The sequence below is a fragment of the Dehalobacter sp. CP genome, assembly GCF_047652685.1.
Lineage (GTDB): Bacteria > Bacillota > Desulfitobacteriia > Desulfitobacteriales > Syntrophobotulaceae > Dehalobacter.
Genome location: NZ_CP157399.1, coordinates 2,006,885 through 2,023,265, shown reverse-complemented (window position 1 = coordinate 2,023,265; position 16,381 = coordinate 2,006,885). Strand labels below are relative to the sequence as shown.

At 42.7% G+C, this 16,381-nt stretch carries 17 protein-coding genes and 1 riboswitch; all 17 genes read left to right on the top strand.

Features of this window, described 5'->3' with window-relative positions:
- The first annotated feature begins 25 nt into the window (after positions 1-25).
- Complete coding sequence (gene ablA, locus AAH944_RS10010) at positions 26-1,309, top strand: lysine 2,3-aminomutase (protein ID WP_415534782.1); 1,284 nt, start codon at positions 26-28, stop codon at positions 1,307-1,309.
- On the top strand, positions 1,284-2,144 hold the full coding sequence (ablB, locus tag AAH944_RS10005) for a putative beta-lysine N-acetyltransferase (RefSeq protein WP_415534781.1): 861 nt from the start codon (positions 1,284-1,286) through the stop codon (positions 2,142-2,144). The genes ablA and ablB overlap by 26 nt, the downstream gene beginning before the upstream one ends.
- Positions 2,145-3,350: a quaternary amine ABC transporter ATP-binding protein gene (locus AAH944_RS10000; protein ID WP_415534780.1), complete on the top strand. Its 1,206-nt coding sequence runs from the start codon at positions 2,145-2,147 to the stop codon at positions 3,348-3,350.
- A complete protein-coding gene (locus AAH944_RS09995) occupies positions 3,343-4,188 on the top strand; it encodes an ABC transporter permease (RefSeq protein WP_415534779.1) in 846 nt (281 codons plus the stop codon). Before AAH944_RS10000 ends, AAH944_RS09995 begins: the two co-directional genes overlap by 8 nt.
- A 16-nt stretch (positions 4,189-4,204) precedes the next feature.
- A complete protein-coding gene (locus tag AAH944_RS09990) occupies positions 4,205-5,101 on the top strand; it encodes a glycine betaine ABC transporter substrate-binding protein (protein ID WP_415534778.1) in 897 nt (298 codons plus the stop codon).
- Between the two features lie 718 nt (positions 5,102-5,819).
- Positions 5,820-5,911, top strand: a riboswitch (cyclic di-GMP riboswitch).
- A gap of 82 nt (positions 5,912-5,993) precedes the next feature.
- Entirely contained in the window at positions 5,994-7,499 is a 1,506-nt protein-coding gene (gene nhaB, locus AAH944_RS09985; protein WP_415534777.1) for a sodium/proton antiporter NhaB, read from the top strand.
- A gap of 275 nt (positions 7,500-7,774) precedes the next feature.
- The gene (locus AAH944_RS09980; protein ID WP_415534776.1) at positions 7,775-7,999 is read left to right on the top strand and encodes a hypothetical protein; all 225 of its coding nucleotides are present in this window, start codon (positions 7,775-7,777) and stop codon (positions 7,997-7,999) included.
- A 187-nt stretch (positions 8,000-8,186) separates the two neighbouring features.
- The gene (locus tag AAH944_RS09975; RefSeq protein ID WP_415534775.1) at positions 8,187-9,380 is read left to right on the top strand and encodes a radical SAM/SPASM domain-containing protein; all 1,194 of its coding nucleotides are present in this window, start codon (positions 8,187-8,189) and stop codon (positions 9,378-9,380) included.
- Between the two features lie 90 nt (positions 9,381-9,470).
- Positions 9,471-9,872 (top strand): hypothetical protein, encoded by a 402-nt coding sequence (locus AAH944_RS09970; protein WP_415534774.1) that lies wholly within the window; start codon positions 9,471-9,473, stop codon positions 9,870-9,872.
- Positions 9,873-9,874: 2 nt separating this feature from the next.
- Entirely contained in the window at positions 9,875-10,408 is a 534-nt protein-coding gene (locus tag AAH944_RS09965) for a hypothetical protein (RefSeq protein ID WP_415534773.1), read from the top strand.
- Entirely contained in the window at positions 10,302-11,696 is a 1,395-nt protein-coding gene (locus tag AAH944_RS09960) for a GMC family oxidoreductase N-terminal domain-containing protein (protein WP_415534772.1), read from the top strand. Before AAH944_RS09965 ends, AAH944_RS09960 begins: the two co-directional genes overlap by 107 nt.
- Before the next feature lie 171 nt (positions 11,697-11,867).
- Positions 11,868-12,506 (top strand): B12-binding domain-containing protein, encoded by a 639-nt coding sequence (locus AAH944_RS09955; RefSeq protein WP_415534771.1) that lies wholly within the window; start codon positions 11,868-11,870, stop codon positions 12,504-12,506.
- 3 nt (positions 12,507-12,509) lie between these two features.
- A complete protein-coding gene (locus AAH944_RS09950; protein ID WP_415534770.1) occupies positions 12,510-13,682 on the top strand; it encodes a uroporphyrinogen decarboxylase family protein in 1,173 nt (390 codons plus the stop codon).
- 13 nt (positions 13,683-13,695) lie between these two features.
- A complete protein-coding gene (locus tag AAH944_RS09945; RefSeq protein WP_015043201.1) occupies positions 13,696-13,839 on the top strand; it encodes a hypothetical protein in 144 nt (47 codons plus the stop codon).
- A gap of 272 nt (positions 13,840-14,111) precedes the next feature.
- Positions 14,112-14,747, top strand: coding sequence for a B12-binding domain-containing protein (locus AAH944_RS09940; protein ID WP_415534769.1), 636 nt, complete (start codon positions 14,112-14,114; stop codon positions 14,745-14,747).
- A gap of 3 nt (positions 14,748-14,750) precedes the next feature.
- Complete coding sequence (locus tag AAH944_RS09935) at positions 14,751-15,920, top strand: uroporphyrinogen decarboxylase family protein (RefSeq protein WP_415534768.1); 1,170 nt, start codon at positions 14,751-14,753, stop codon at positions 15,918-15,920.
- 16 nt (positions 15,921-15,936) lie between these two features.
- Entirely contained in the window at positions 15,937-16,080 is a 144-nt protein-coding gene (locus AAH944_RS09930) for a hypothetical protein (protein ID WP_020492679.1), read from the top strand.
- Positions 16,081-16,381 lie beyond the last annotated feature (301 nt).

Sequence of the window (16,381 nt, the reverse complement as noted above, 5' to 3'; positions counted from 1 at the left end):
GAATCTGAAGGGGGAATTAAATAATATGCAAAGAAATTATAGGGATATACCCTTATATAAAAATGTAACAGAAGAACAGTGGCAGGACTGGAAGTGGCAGATTTCCAACAGAATCACAAGAATTGATCAATTGGAACAAGTAGTCAACCTTACCCAGGATGAGCGTCAGGGAGTGGCGGTAAGTCTAAAAAAATTACGTATGGCAATAACGCCCTACTATTCTACACTTATGGATCCAAATGACGAACATTGCCCGGCAAGACGGCAAGCAATTCCAACGATTCATGAAACCAAAATATCCAAGTTTGATAGTAGTGACCCGCTGCATGAAACAGCTGACTCGCCAATTCCCGGTCTTACGCACAGATATCCTGATAGGGTGCTTTTGCTTATTACTGATCAGTGTTCAATGTACTGCCGTCACTGTACCAGAAGACGATTTGCCGGTTATGAGGATAAGGCACTTTCCCTTGATAATATCAATCGGGCAATCAATTATATTAAAGTGCATAAAGAAGTCAGGGATGTGCTTTTGTCGGGTGGAGATGCCTTATGCCTCTCTGATGAAAGGCTGGAAGCAATTATAAGATCAATACGAGAAATCAAACATGTGGAAATAATACGGATAGGCACAAGAACACCGGTTGTCATGCCTCAGAGAATTACCGATACGCTCTGCAAAATGCTGAAAAAATATCATCCAATTTGGCTGAATACTCACTTTAACCACCCCAGGGAACTGACAGTTGAATCCAAGGTAGCATGCGAAAAATTGGCTGATGCCGGAATACCTATTGGTAACCAGTCTGTACTTTTAAAAGACATTAACGATTGCCCCTATATAATGCGTGATTTGGTTCAGAAACTGGTAAGCTCGAGAATCAGACCATATTACCTTTATCAGTGTGACCTTTCAGAAGGAATTGAACATTTTAGAACTCCGGTTTCTGTGGGGATTGAAATCATAGAAATGATGCGTGGACATACATCAGGGTTAGCTATTCCACAGTTTGTAGTAGATGCGCCTGGAGGCGGGGGGAAGATCCCGGTCAATCCACAATACTTGATTTCATATTCCCCTGAAAAGGTCATTCTTAGAAATTATGAAGGTGTAATTTGCACGTATAGCGAGCCTCGGGATAAAACGCACCAGTGCCGAAAATGCGGCACGTGCGGTAAATTCAAGAATAAAGAATACCGGGGATTAGAAAAGTTATACAGAGATGAACAAGTGTGCTTGATTCCAAGTACAAACGTAAGACTTAACAAGAGGGAGGACTTCCATGAATATAGATCAAGACGAATGTAAAAATTTCTATACAAACTTTTCGGGTGTGGACATGTACGTGGATTATCGCAATAAAAGGCTTAAAATATTGAGTCATTCTCTTTTGTCTGAGTTGATAATCAAAGAGATTATTGATTATTCCAAAAAAGAAAATTTGGGTAAGATTATTGCGAATTGTTATAAACAAGATCTTAGTATCTTTGAGGAATGCGGGTTTGTAGCAGAGGGGGTTATCGACGGTTTTTTTCAGGGAGAGGATGCAACTTGTATGTCCCTTTTTCTTGATACGAAGCGCAAAAATTCACTCTATGAGGAGAAAGAAAACAGAATTATCGATTATTGCGTTAAGAATACCAATAAATTCGAGCTGACTAAGAATAAAAACTTTACGATGAGGCAGGCCGTGCCGGACGATATTCCCCAGATAATTCAGCTTTTTCAAACGGCATTTGAAACCTATCCAACACCTATTTTCAGCAGAGAGTATCTTCAAAAAGTCATGCAGGATCATATTTTGTATATGGTAGCGGAAGAAGAAGGGAAAATTATCAGTATTGCTTCGGCGGATCTTGACAAACAACACATGAACGCTGAAATAACTGATTGCGCCACTTATCCAAAGTATAGAGGCAGAAACATATTAAGCGAATTGATATTCCAACTGGAAACACACTTGAAACGCAATGGATTTGCTACAGCATATAGCCTTTCAAGAGCTAACAATCTTGGAATCAACAGGTCTTTAAGCAAGCTGGGATATATGTATCGGGGTAGACTAATCAACAACTGCCATATTTGCGGCGGTTTTGAAGATATGAATATTTGGGTAAAAATATTACTGGAGGAAGTATGCTAAGTGACTCGAGAGAAGATCGTCGTAACAGACTTAATTAAGATATTTGATCCCCATCCCCAAAAGGCTTTAAATTTATTGGCGGAGGGAAAAAGTAAAGACGAAATACTTAAAGAAACAGGACAGACAGTAGGAATTAACAAGGTTAGTTTCACAGTTACGCAGGGTGAAATATTTGTAGTGATGGGACTTTCCGGGAGCGGGAAATCGACGATTCTGCGTTGTCTGAATCGGCTGATTGAACCAAGTTCCGGTTCAATCGTTATTGATGGAGTAAATATAACCAAGTTGAAAGAAAGAGAGCTGCGTAAGATTCGCCAGGAAAAAACAGCCATGGTTTTTCAGCAGTTTGCGTTACTTCCTCATCGTACGGTTCTCCAAAATACGGTGTATGGGCTGGAAGTTCAGGGAGTTGCGAAAAAGGACAGAGAAGCTAAAGCCATAATAACATTGGAACTCGTCGGTCTTAAAGGCTGGGAAGAGAAATATCCTGCTCAGTTGAGCGGGGGGATGAAACAACGGGTTGGATTAGCCAGGGCTTTAACCAATGATGCCGATATTCTTCTCATGGATGAGGCTTTTAGTGCACTTGATCCTTTGATTAGGGAAGAGATGCAGGATGAGCTTTTAAGTCTTCAGCAAAAGATGAACAAGACTATTGTTTTCATTACCCACGATTTAAACGAAGCACTTAAGCTGGGAGATAGAATTGCCTTTCTAAGGGATGGTGCTTTAGTTCAGGTAGGAACCCCTGAAGAGATTACCACGAATCCGGCTGATGATTATGTCGCCAAATTTGTCAGAGGGGTGGATCGGAGTAAGATCCTTACTGCCAGGGACGTGATGAAGAAACCGCAACCGCTCATAACGATGCGTGACGGCCCTGGTGTTGCGCTGAGGATTATGAAGGAACATGGGATATCCAGTGTATTTGTTGTGGACAAGGAGAAAAATTATAAAGGTATTATTACAGTAGATATAGCTGTTGAAGCTAGGAATGCCGGGATTTCCAGTTTGCATGAAATAGAACTCGCCCAGGGTCCTGTTGTTAATGAGAATACACCTGTCCAGGAGACTTTGGGTGTGATTGCGGAGAGCAAACTCCCTATGGCAGTGGTCAATGAGGAAAACAAATTGATTGGAATCATCGTTCGGGGGTCTGTCCTCGCGGCGCTTGCTTCCCATAAACGAGGTGAAGACAATGACTAAGTTCCCTTTAGCCGCGCTCGTTGATCAGGGAGTTAAATGGCTGCAAACGAACTTTGGTGACAACCTGGATGTTTTTTCCGATGCTTTTAATAAAGGGATATTTGCTTTTGGGCACTTGTTGGCGGTTATTCCCTGGTGGGTTATTATTCTCATCTTTGCTGTTTTAGCATGGAAAGCCAACGGTTGGAAGCTTGCACTCGGGACAGTTATCGGTCTGTTTTTAATCTATAATTTGAAGCTATGGCCATCTTTCCTGGATACGCTTATTCTGGTTATCATATCGGCTGTTGTTTCCATTATTATCGGTTTACCGTTGGGGATTTTTGCGGGAAGAAACAATAGGGCCCATTATGTGATTTCACCAATTTTAGACATTATGCAAACGATGCCTTCTTTTGTCTATCTTATTCCGGCTTTGCTGTTCTTCGGCATTGGGAAAGTGCCGGCGGTGTTTGCTACCGTAATCTTTGCTATGCCGCCAGCAATCAGGCTCACTGACCTCGGCATCCGCCAGGTTCCGCTGGAACTGGTGGAGGTAGGAGCGGCTTTTGGTTCTACCCCGAGACAACTTTTATGGAAAATTCAATTTCCAGTGGCTTTACCTACAATCATGGCCGGTATCAACCAGACGATGATGCTTTCTTTATCCATGGTGGTTATTGCAGCCATGATCGGCGCCGGCGGACTAGGTGCAGGCGTCTTAGAAGCTATTGGGCAGCTCAAGATAGGGATGGGATTTGAATATGGCGTCGCCGTGGTGATTATGGCCATTATTTTGGACAGACTTTCTCAAGGGATCGGACGTTCGATAAGAACGAATGATAATAATAAAGAATAAGGAGGAAAATAAAAAAATGAATCAAAATTACAAAGGGTGGCAGAAATTACTCATTCTAGCATTAGTTACAGTACTGGTCTTAAGCTTTACCGCCGGATGTTCAAGTACCCAGCAGCAGTCAAACGGCGATACCAGTAAAGATAAAGGGACTGTCAAGATAGGTTATGTCAATTGGGCTGAGTGTATCGCAATAAGCAATCTCTGGAAGGTGATTCTGGAGGATGAAGGCTATAGGGTAGAACTCACCCAACTTGATGTTGCTCCTCTCTTTGTGGGCTTAAGTAAAGGAGATATTAATGTCTTTATGGATGCATGGCTGCCAATTACCCACGAAACCTATTGGAAGGAATACAAGGATAATTTGGAAGACTACGGCATCTGGTATCAGGAACCGGCTAAGATCGGTATTGTCGTACCCAAATATGTCACCATTGATTCTATCGACCAAATGAAAGATGAAGCAGCAAAATTCAATAATAGAATTATTGGAATCGATCCCGGCGCCGGAATCATGAAAGCATCATCAAGGGCGAATGAGACCTACGGATTGGGTTTTGAAGTTGTGCAAGGCAGCGAGCCGGCTATGATGGCGGCCATGGACAAAGCGTATAGCAAGAATGAATGGATTGCGATCACTGGCTGGAGTCCGCATTGGATGTTTGCTAAATATGATCTGAAATATCTGAATGACCCAAAGAAAGAATTTGGAGAAGCAGAAGAGATTCACATCCTGGCCAATAAAGACTTCAGCGGGAAACAAGCCGAAGCTGCTGCCATGCTGAAAAAATTTAAGATGTCGGATGCTCAGATCGGCAGTCTTGAAGGCTTAATCAATGAAGGAATGAAACCAGAGGATGCAGCTAGAAAGTGGATAAATGAGAATAAGGATATTGTTGACGGTTGGCTTAAGTAAATCTAAGGTTATTATTTAGTTCGCCAATTATAAAAAATATTTTTACAGAAAAAAGCAGATTGGCGAAGTAGGCTCATCTATGCAAATGAGGCTATATTAAAACTTAAAGTAAAAAATCGAAAGTGTATAATATAACCATATAAGAGCACCCTCGATTTACCATAATAGTGGAATGAGGGTGTTCATTTTAGGCTATTTTCATAATGAATGTAGGGCGACAAATAAACGGGCAACAAGTTTTGTTACACACCTCATTATAGACAGGAGAATGAAATTCTTTTTGTAATTGGATTGATGAAGAACGAGAGGTAATCTGTATTGTTTTGATTTATATCAGATTTAAGAAGGTGGAGAAGAAAAAATGGAATAGTAAATCTATTGAAAGTTTGCCGCATTATACGTTGATTAATATCAGCAAGATATGGACACTGCGGGAAGGTGCCTAGTTGATATATTTCTTGTATTGATATTTTTATTGGGAAAATGAAGAAATGTATGGTACAGGATTAATAATTGGTCAATGTAAAGCTTATGAAAATCAGTTCCATGTTCCAAAGGATAAGAGATAGCCTGATTTGCTAAAGGATTATATTAAAAAGCAAAATACTTAAGATAAATACCTGGACACTTCAGCATAAAGTGGATACTACTGGGTATTCAAAAGAATAATTTTTTGTTATAATATAAAAGCTTAAGCAAAAATAACAATATATAGTTGTACAGGTTGGTGCAAACTTCATGAAAGTGAAGGACGCTAAAGCTATGGGTCTAAGGCTGCTTGTAAGTTGCTATGACTGCCAGGCTGCAAGTAATTTGAACTTCTGGGGGGGAGTAGTTCCATTTTGGATTGCTCTCTTTTTATATCTTATTTTCACTTAGGAGGATAGTACATATGAAACAAATGGGCATCGGACAAGCATTCAGAGCAAATTTTCTGGGTCACGCTCCGGACTGGTACAAAAGAACAATTCTTGCTTTTTTGGTGTTAAACCCAATTTTGATGGTTACCGCCGGTATGTACGTTACCGGGTGGGTGTTGATTGTCGAATTTATTTTTACCTTGGCAATGGCGTTAAAATGTTATCCGCTTCCTGCCGGTGGGCTTCTGGCGATTGAAGCCGTTGTGCTCGGACTTACTAACCCTCATATGGTCTATCACGAGGTTGAAATGAACCTGCCGGTTATTCTTCTTCTGATGTTCATGGTTGCCGGGATCTATTTTATGAAAGAAGGTCTTGTGTACCTGTTTTCCAAGCTCCTTACTAAAGTACACTCTAAAGTCGCGCTTTCATTCCTGTTCGCTGTTCTAGGTGCGGTTCTTTCCGCGTTTTTGGACGCGCTGACCGTAACCGCAGTGATTATCGCCGTGGCCTATGGTTTCTATTGCATCTTCCACAAGTTTGCTTCCAGCGAAAAAGTATACGAAACGTATGACATTAATCACGACCATAGTGTTGATGAAAAACATCATGAGGACCTGAACGAGTTCCGTGGTTTTCTGCGTAATCTTCTGATGCATGGCGCTGTGGGCACTGCGCTGGGCGGAGCAATAACACTGGTTGGTGAACCGCAGAACCTCTTAATTGGCTCCATTATGCAATGGGACTTCGTAGATTTCTTTATACAATGTGCCCCTGTGTCTATCCCGGTATTGATCGTTGGTCTTCTGACTACCATTATCCTTGAAGTTACTAAGTTCTGGGGGTACGGCTACCAGCTTCCTGAGTCTGTGCGAAAGGTTATGGAAGATGATGTAAAAGTCAAAGATACTGCCAGGAATATGCGCGGACGTGTGCGCCTGATTGTTATGGCTTTGTGCGGTGTTGTGCTGATCTTCTCCCTGGCACTGCACCTGGCGGAAGTAGGTATTATTGGTCTGATGATTATTATCCTGCTTACAGCCTTCAACGGGGTTACTGAAGAAAAGCGCATCGGTCATGCGTTTGAAGAAGCGCTGCCGTTTACTGCGCTGCTGGTCGTATTTTTCGCCGTCGTTGCGGTTATTCATGATCAGCATTTGTTTACGCCGATTATTCAATGGGTATTGAACATCGAAGGACAGAATCAGCTTGCCGCTTTTTTTACGGCCAACGGCGTCCTTTCGGCAATCAGTGACAACGTTTTTGTTGCCACGGTATATATGACTGAAACACAGCAGGCATTTAAAGCCGGAGGTATTGCGCTGGAGCAGTATAACAAGCTGGCAGTTGCCATTAATATGGGTACAAATATCCCTTCAGTTGCCACACCAAACGGTCAGGCGGCGTTTCTGTTCATCTTGACTTCTGCACTTGCACCGCTGATTCGCCTGTCTTACCTGGAAATGGTAAAGCTGGCTCTGCCATACGCTATCGTTATGACTCTTACGGGCCTGCTGGCAACAATGTACCTGTTGTAACACCTTGTAGCCTTCAAAAAAATGATCCAGTTGAACCAATACAATTTGTTGTACGATAAATCAAGCTGCCTGCTTCTTGAAGTTGTGATACAACCCTCCGAGAACCGGATCAAAAATCAAAACCGATAACGGAAGAAATAGGCCATTCCATTGACCGAACAGGGGTCTGGCACTCAATGCCCTGATGTGTATTAGCGGGATTGTAATATTTGCCGATATATTCACTAAGCAGAGTTTTGAGATGCTTTGCGCTTAGGCAGTACCATGAAAAAGAATTGACAGTAGAAGAAGATGCCTTAACTTTTTTGACAGATACCGATTTGGTGGTCCGTCTGACAATGTCTCAACAGGGGCGTTGGCCGACAAATGGGGAGACTGTATCCGAACTGGAACATAAACTTGGCGAATGCATATGGTGGCTGATTATTTTGACTGAACGCATGAATATTGATATTAGTGAAGCATTGGAGGAATTTCTATCCAAAACTGAAAACATTTAAGGGATTGAGTTAATTAGCTTGTGGAAGAGGGAATCTAATACAAATAGTCCAAGTCATCACTTACTGATACAGACTATTCTGCTGATATGTGTAATAATTATGATGAATTGTATTTCAGAATTAGACGAATTAGCGGAATTGCTTGTCAGTGGGCCAAAAGATAAAGTGAATGATGAGGTATTAACACATGGCTAAATTTAAGAATCAAATTGCCCTGATCAAAGCATTGTTGTCAAACCCGCAGATCATTAGGGTAAAACCTTCGATTAATTGGTTCCTGACTAGATATATGGGAAAGTTCAATTTGTTGAATATAGGCGGGCAGCTGATCATTCATTCGCATCTGCCTTCGGTAAACAGCAAAGCCTTTACCCGCTTCATCAATGAGCATCTGCTGGCAAGGACAGAGGGACCCTCCCACGCTCAAATCGGCTTGACTAATGTCTGCCCACAGAATTGCCGATATTGTTACAACAAGAATAGAAGCGGGGAGCTTCTAAGTACGGCTGAAATCAAGCAGCTCATCCAGGAACTGAAGAAGATGGGCGTTTTTTGGCTGGGCTTTACCGGTGGGGAACCGCTTTTGAACAAAGATATCGTTGAGATTGTAAAAAGTGTCGGAAATGATTGTGCCATAAAGCTGTTTACCACAGGCATGGGTATTACGGAACAGCTGGCAGCGGAGCTTAAGCAAGCAGGCCTTATGTATGTCTCAATCAGCCTGGACCATTGGGAAAAAGAAGAACATGACCGGATCCGGGGTTGCGTTGGGGCTTATCAGAAGGCACTCAAGGCGATAGATATATTTAAAAATATAGGTGTCCATGTCAGTGTATCAGCGGTTATATCCAGAGAGATGCTTCAGAAAAATCAGGTGAAGGAATTTCTTGAGTTCCTGATCAGCCTTGATATCCATGAAGCCTGGCTAAGTGAAACCAAGCCGACGTCAGAGACATTCTGGAACAAAGCTGCAGTCATTACCGAAGAGGAACGCTTAAGCCTGGTCAGCTTGCAGGACAAATACAATAAAGAGGGAAAAATCACGGTTAATTATCTTGGACATTTTGAGGGGGGAGAGCACTTCGGCTGTAATGCAGGCCATAAAATGGTCTATATTGATGCGTTTGGGGAGGTAAGCCCCTGTGTGTTTACGCCCATGACCTTTGGTAATGTACGGAATAAGCCGGTGCAAGCCATTTTTTCAGAGATGAAAGCGCATTTTCCGTCAGAGAGCTGCTGTTTTATGAACAAAAACTATGAATTGCTGAAAAAATATTATCAGGGAAAGTATCCTTTAAGCAAAGAGGATACCTTGGAGATGATGAAGGAAGCCCGGTTTAGCCCGCTGTCCAAGTTCTCACGATTGTACCAGATACGATAAAGTGATAGGAACAGTTGCTTAGATGCAATGAATAGCGAGCAATAAATAGTGAACAACAAATAGCGAGCAATATAAGATGGGGGTATAGGTGTGAGATTGTATAAACTGTTCAGTCTTACCGCAGCAGTAATATTTGCCGTTATAGGGTTCATTTTTCTATTTTTCCCCGACTCGGCCTTGATTTTTTTCAACAGGTTTTCATTTTATTTCGGATTGCCCCAGTCTCCGGTACAAGGTAGCGGCTTTTATCTAACGCTGGCTTCGGCTTACATGTATCTTGTAACGGTGCTTGCAATTCTGATGTACCGCTATCCGCAGCAGAAGATTTATCCGTTCTTATTGGCTCATGGCAAACTGGCATCTTCGGTTCTTTCAATTTATCTATTCCTGATGCACCAGCATTACCTAATATATCTTACCAACTTTGTGATTGACGGATGCATAGGTATTGCAGCCGTAATCCTTATGAAAATGAAAAAAACAGGGGTCTAATGATGCTACAGAAAATGATGCAGCTCCGTATGCCTGAATTTATCAAAAAGAAAAAGCTGAATGAATTATTCCGCTTGACGGCTGATGCCTTCCAATGTGAGCTGTCGGAGCATAAGGGGCTTTCTTTTACCGAGTGCTTGTCGGAATATGCTATATTTACCAAGGAACAAGCCGAGAGCTATTTACAGAGTGGACGCCCTCTTGAAGAACTGAAACAGCGGTTGTATCAAAATTCTTATATTTTTGGACAAGGCTTAAGAAAAAGCCTTCATATTATAACCTGGAAAGAAGCTGTCACGGTACTTACGGTTATTTATAAGCTTATCGGCATCGATTTTCAATATGACAGGCAGGGCGAATTTAGCATTAAGCAGTGCTTTTTCAGTAAATATTATTCAGCAGAAGTCTGCAAGCTTATTTCTTCACTGGATGAAGGACTGGCGGCAGGACTTTCAGGCGGTGACAGGCTGTACTTTAAGCAAAGAATCACTGAGGGCGGCAGCTGCTGTAAAGGATATTTCAGCAGGGAGAGTTGAAATGAAAAAAGCGATTGTAGTCGGCAGCGGTGCGGGCGGAGCAGCCGCCGCCAAGAAGCTGCAGGAGAAATTTCAGGTAACTGTCTTGGAGACAGGCAGAGAATTTAAGCCTTTCTCTTCTAGTTGGCCTGCCTTGGAAAAGCTTAAGAAAACCGGACTGTTCTTTGATGAAAGGGAAATACAGCTGCTGTTTCCGTCCATGAAAGTCCATAAAACCGAAGATGGCATGGTTATGGTCAGCGGGACCGGCCTGGGTGGGACTACCACGCTTTCTGCCGGAAATGCGCTTCGTATGGACAAAGGGCTTAAGGAGCTTGGAATTGATCTGGATGATGAATTCGAGGAGCTTTATCGGGAGATTCCCGTTACAAATAATCATCAGAATAAATGGCGGGATACCACTAAGGAATTGTTTGAAATATGCAAAGAAATGGATCTGAATCCCCAACCTTTACCAAAGCTTGGAGATTATGAGCGCTGTACCAACTGCGGAAGATGTGTCTTGGGCTGCCGGTACGGCGTGAAGTGGGACAGCCGTCAATTTCTGAAGGCCGCACAGGATTCAGGAACGGAACTGGTTATAGGCTGTAAGGTCTCCAAGGTAGTTACAGAAAAGGGTTCCGTCAAGGGAGTGCAGGCGCAAAAAGGCATGAATTCCGTATTCTATCCGGCTGATATTGTCATCCTAGCGGCAGGCGGTTTTTCTACCCCTGTAATCCTTCAGAATTCGGGAATTGAATGCGAAAGTAGATTGTTTGTTGATCCGATCCTCTGCGTAGCTGCCGAGTATAAGGGAAGCCTTCAGAACAAGGAGCTTTCCATGCCCTTTGCTGTACAGCGGGAACATTATATCTTGTCCCCGTATTTTGATTATCTAAGTTTTTTCTTTAATAAAAGCTGGCGGTATCCTGCCTCGGATACCTTGGCCCTGATGATCAAGCTGGCGGATTCAAATGCCGGAAGTGTTGATAACAAAAAAATCAATAAAACACTTACTGGTATTGATAAAGAAAGACTGCAGGAGGGAGTCGGGATCTGCAAGGAGATACTGAACAGGTATGATATAAGAAAGGACAATATTTTCCTTGGAACGATCAATGCCGGGCATCCCGGCGGCATGCTGCCGCTCACAAGACAGGAAGCGGAAACCTTTCACAATCCCAAGCTTCCTAAAAACCTGTACGTTGCCGATGCAACGCTATTTCCTAAGTCTTTGGGCAACCCGCCCATACTTACGATAATGGCTATGGCGAAGAGAGTCGGTAAAATTATCATGGAGCAAATATAACTGAAAATTTAAAAAATATGAACAAAGATTTAGCCCTGACTATGATACATATTATTAGCATATGATATATTTACTTGTATAGACAAAAGAATGGAATGAGGATATTGTTCCAGGCTAAGAACCGCAAGCACAATCGGTATGAAAGAAAAATTTAAAGGAGGATGATTTGAAGTGGTGGATTTGAAAGTCCTGACTCAAGCCATGTCCGATTTGGACGAAGACGTGTTAAACAAGGCTATTGATGAAGTACTAAGCAAAGACGACAATGCCGCTGAAGCCCAAGAAGTTGTTAAAGCCTGTCAGCAAGGTATGACGCTTGTAGGTGAACGCTATGATTCGGGTGAGTACTTTATCGGAGACTTGGTCTTCGCCGGGGAAGTGTTGCAAAGTGTCATGGACAAGCTCAAACCAGCTTTAATTGCAGGATCCTCAGCAAAAGGCGGAAAAATTGTTCTGGCCACAGTTTTCGGAGATCTTCATGACATAGGCAAAAATATTTTCAGATCCATGGTTGAAGCCGCAGGTTTCGAGGTAATCGACCTCGGAATCAATGTTTCGGCTAACCAGATCGTGGACAAGGTAAAAGAGGTTAACCCTGATATTGTAGGATTAAGCGGCGTACTCACCTTGGCGTTGGATAGTATGAAAGAAACAGTTAATGCGCTTAATGAAGCAGGCCTTAGAAATTCAGTCAAGGTTATTATCGGCGGAGTACCCGTTAATGAAAATGTCTGTAAAAGCATAGGGGCCGATGCTTTTTCGACAAATGCCGCTGAAGGCGTAAAAATATGCCAGAGATGGGTGGGTTGATCAATGAGTGAAGCTATGAACCTCTATCAAGAGCGTTTGGACCGTGTTTTTAAAACCTTAAGATTGGAACAAGCAGACCGCGTTCCGGTGCTGGCTACTTACGGGACTTGGAGTTCTTACTTTGCAGGGTATACCGATGCAGAAACCAATTGGGATACGGATAAATGCGGTAAAGCCCTAATGAAAGTGGCAGATGAGCTTTCAGTAGATATGATTCATATGATCTATAACAGGCCCGGTGGTGTTTATCAGGCGTTGGGGAGCAATGCGTTTCACTATTTAAGTGACAGTAATATTGTCCAGTATTCTGACGAGTCTGCCAAAATAATGAATGAGGATGAATACCCGGAATTTATCAAAGATCCGTTCAGGTTTTTGGTAGAGAAGGTCTTGCCGCGAAAATACGCCGAACTGGCCAAGGATTCTCCGATGAAGGATTTAGCATTTGCCAAAGGCGCCATGAAGTTTGGAATGTATGGCGGCCAAAAGGGGGCCATTGAGGGTTCACTTGCCGCGCAGCACGGAATGCCCTTGTTATTTGACGGCATTATCTTACACCCAATGGATTGGATTGCTGATTTCTTCCGGGGCATTAAAGGCGTATTCATGGATATTCGCCGTCGTCCGGCGGAATTGGCCGAGGCTATCCAGGCGTTTACCCCGTTGGTGATCAGGCTTGGCATGGGCCAGGTGCACATGGGGCCACCGAAACCAAACCCCAAAGTTCTTCTTTTTCCGCTGCATTTACCTACGATGCTGAAAGTAGCGGACTTCGACAAGTATTACTGGCCGTCGTTTAAAATGATCATGGAATTTTTCGCTGCCCATAATGTCTATGTCATACCGTTCTACGAAGGCGATTGGTCACGTTATTACAATCATCTTCAAGAATTGCCGGCCAAGAAAACAGGGGGCTGGTTCGAACATGGCGATCCTAAAGAGATAAAAGATAAACTCAAAGACACCATGTGCGTCATCGGACTTTTCCCAGCAACTCTGCTGCAATATGGGACCAAGGAAGAATGTATTGCCAAAACAAAAGAATTAATCGATGGTATGGCAGGCGGAGGATACATTTTTGGTACCGATAAGGAACTTCTTGCACCAGCGGATGGTAAGGCGGAAAACATTATCGCCGTAAATAAATTTGTCATGGAGTATGGGATTTATAAATAGGAGGTGCTTCACAGTGGAAGAACAATTGTTGATCTCTTGGAGTGATATCGTTAAAGAGCATCCGGAACTCGCAGACAAAGATCCCGCAATGGGAATGAATTGGGATATCGGGCAGGAAATGATTTTTGCCTATGTAACTTTCCTGGCGCTCTTTTAAAACAAAGAGAATAAGGAAGACTAAACAAAACGGGGCCGTTGCTAGCGAATTATCTTAATTCGTTTGCAACGGCCCCGTTTTGTTTAATCATAAAGGGGAGACTTAACGATTATCATTGGAAAAAATCAAAAGACCTATGAATAAATTATCGCCCACTAATTCATATGTTTTTTGCAAATGATATCTTTACTTGTATAGACGAGTTAATGGAATAATAAAATTATTTCAGAATTACAGAACTAAACAAAAAAATTTAAGGAGGATGATTTGAAGTGGTGGATTTGAAAGTCCTGACTCAAGCGATGTCCGATTTGGACGAAGACGTGTTAAACAAGGCTATTGATGAAGTACTAAGCAAAGACGACAATGCCGCAGCTCAAGAAGTTGTTAAAGCCTGTCAGCAAGGTATGACGCTGGTAGGTGAACGTTATGATTCGGGCGAGTACTTTATCGGAGACCTGGTCTTCGCCGGGGAAGTGTTGCAAAGTGTAATGGACAAGCTCAAACCGGCTTTAAGTGCAGGTTCCTCAGCAAAAGGCGGAAAAATTGTCCTGGCTACAGTTTTTGGAGATCTTCATGACATAGGCAAAAATATATTCAGATCAATGGTTGAAGCCGCAAATTTTGAGGTAATCGACCTGGGGATTAATGTTCCGGTCAGCCAGATCGTGGACAAGGTTAAAGAGGTTAACCCTGATATTGTGGGATTAAGCGGCGTATTGACTTTGGCGCTGGATAGTATGAAGGAAACGGTTGATGCGCTTAATGAAGCAGGCTTCAGAAGTTCAGTCAAGGTGATTATCGGCGGAGTACCGGTTAATGAGGTTGTTTGTAAAAGCATAGGAGCCGACGCCTTCTCGACAAACGCTGCTGAAGGTGTAAAAATATGCCAAGGATGGGTGGGTTGATCAATGAGTGAAGTAATGAATACCTATCAAGAACGTTTGGACCGTGTCTTCAAAACTTTAAGGTTGGAACAAGCGGATCGCGTCCCAGTGCTAGGTACTTATGGGACTTGGGGTGCTTACTATGGAGGATATACTGATTCTGAGACGAATTGGGACATGGATAAATGCGGTAAAGCAATGCTGAAGATGGCGAATGATATTCCGATGGATATGCTTCATCAGCCTTTTGCCAGACCCGGCGGCGTTTATCAGGCGTTGGGAAGTAAGGCATTTCACTACTTAAGTGACAGCAATATCGTCCAGTATTCCGACGAATCTGCCCAGATAATGAAAGATGATGAATATCCGGAATTCAGCAAAGATCCGTTCAGGTTCTTGGTAGAGAAGGTGTTGCCGCGAAAATACGCCGAGCTGGCTAAGGATTCACCGATGAGGGATTTAGCATTTGCCAAAGGCGCCATGAAGTTTGGGATGTTTGGCGCCCAAAAGGGAGCCATTAAGGGTTCGCTTGCCGCGCAAGGAATGCCCGTGCTATTTGACGGCATTATTTTACACCCAATGGATTGGATTGCGGATTTCTTCAGGGGCATTAAAGGAGCATTCGGGGACATTCACCGTCGTCCGGCAGAATTTGCCGAGGCTATCCAAGCGTTCACACCGTTGGTCATCAGGCTTGGCATGGGTCAGGTGCACATGGCACCGCCGAGCCCAAACCCGAAAGTCCTTCTTTTACCGCTGCATTTACCTACTATGCTGAAAGTAGCGGACTTCGACAAGTATTACTGGCCGTCGTTTAAAATGATCATGGAATTTTTTGCTGCCCATAATGTCTATGTAATACCGTTCTACGAAGGCGATTGGTCACGTTTTTACAATCATCTTCAAGAACTTCCGGCTAAGAAAACAATGGGCTGGTTCGAACACGGAGATCCCAAAGAAATGAAACAAAAGCTCCAAGATACCATGTGTCTTATCGGACTTTTCCCGGCGACTTTACTGCAATATGGCACCAAGGAAGAATGTATTGCCAAAGCAAAAGAATTATTGGATAATCTGGCACCTGGCGGAGGATACATTTTTGGTACCGATAAAGAACTTATCGCGCCGCAGGATGCTAAAGCAGAAAACATTATTGCCGTAAACAAATTTGTCATGGAGTATGGTATTTATTAATAGGAGGTGCTTCACGGTGGAAGAACAATTGTTGATCTCTTGGAGTGATATCGTTAAAGAGCATCCGGAACTCGCAGACAAAGATCCTGCAATGGCTATGAGCTGGGATATCGGACAGGAAATGATCTTTGCCTATGTAACTTTCCTAGCGCTCTTTTAAAACAAAGAAAATAAGGGAAAATTAAAAAGACAATCGGGTTTGATCCCGGTTGTCTTTTGTTCACCCTGCATAATTGAGAATAGGTGCAGTAATGGAATTGTTAAGTAACGTAAACCATGTCAAAAAAATTGAACGGCAGCATTATGGATTGCATAGAAACTTTAACGCGAATTAAACAATAAAAAAAGTTAATATTGTATAATATATGCGCTATAGTACATTCTTAAAATAGGAAAAGACTTAACTTTATTCTTTTACTCATTCAGTCTATCATGAAATATTCAGAAAAATATTTAATGTA

Bases quoted from the DNA above. Each gene is read 5' to 3' on its own strand.
- ablA (WP_415534782.1), top strand. From the start codon at position 26: ATGCAAAGAAATTATAGGGATATACCCTTATATAAAAATGTAACAGAA.
- ablB (WP_415534781.1), top strand. From the start codon at position 1,284: ATGAATATAGATCAAGACGAATGTAAAAATTTCTATACAAACTTTTCG.
- AAH944_RS09995 (WP_415534779.1), top strand. From the start codon at position 3,343: ATGACTAAGTTCCCTTTAGCCGCGCTCGTTGATCAGGGAGTTAAATGG.
- AAH944_RS09990 (WP_415534778.1), top strand. From the start codon at position 4,205: ATGAATCAAAATTACAAAGGGTGGCAGAAATTACTCATTCTAGCATTA.
- nhaB (WP_415534777.1), top strand. From the start codon at position 5,994: ATGAAACAAATGGGCATCGGACAAGCATTCAGAGCAAATTTTCTGGGT.
- AAH944_RS09975 (WP_415534775.1), top strand. From the start codon at position 8,187: ATGGCTAAATTTAAGAATCAAATTGCCCTGATCAAAGCATTGTTGTCA.
- AAH944_RS09965 (WP_415534773.1), top strand. From the start codon at position 9,875: ATGCTACAGAAAATGATGCAGCTCCGTATGCCTGAATTTATCAAAAAG.
- AAH944_RS09960 (WP_415534772.1), top strand. From the start codon at position 10,302: ATGAAGGACTGGCGGCAGGACTTTCAGGCGGTGACAGGCTGTACTTTA.
- AAH944_RS09950 (WP_415534770.1), top strand. From the start codon at position 12,510: ATGAGTGAAGCTATGAACCTCTATCAAGAGCGTTTGGACCGTGTTTTT.
- AAH944_RS09935 (WP_415534768.1), top strand. From the start codon at position 14,751: ATGAGTGAAGTAATGAATACCTATCAAGAACGTTTGGACCGTGTCTTC.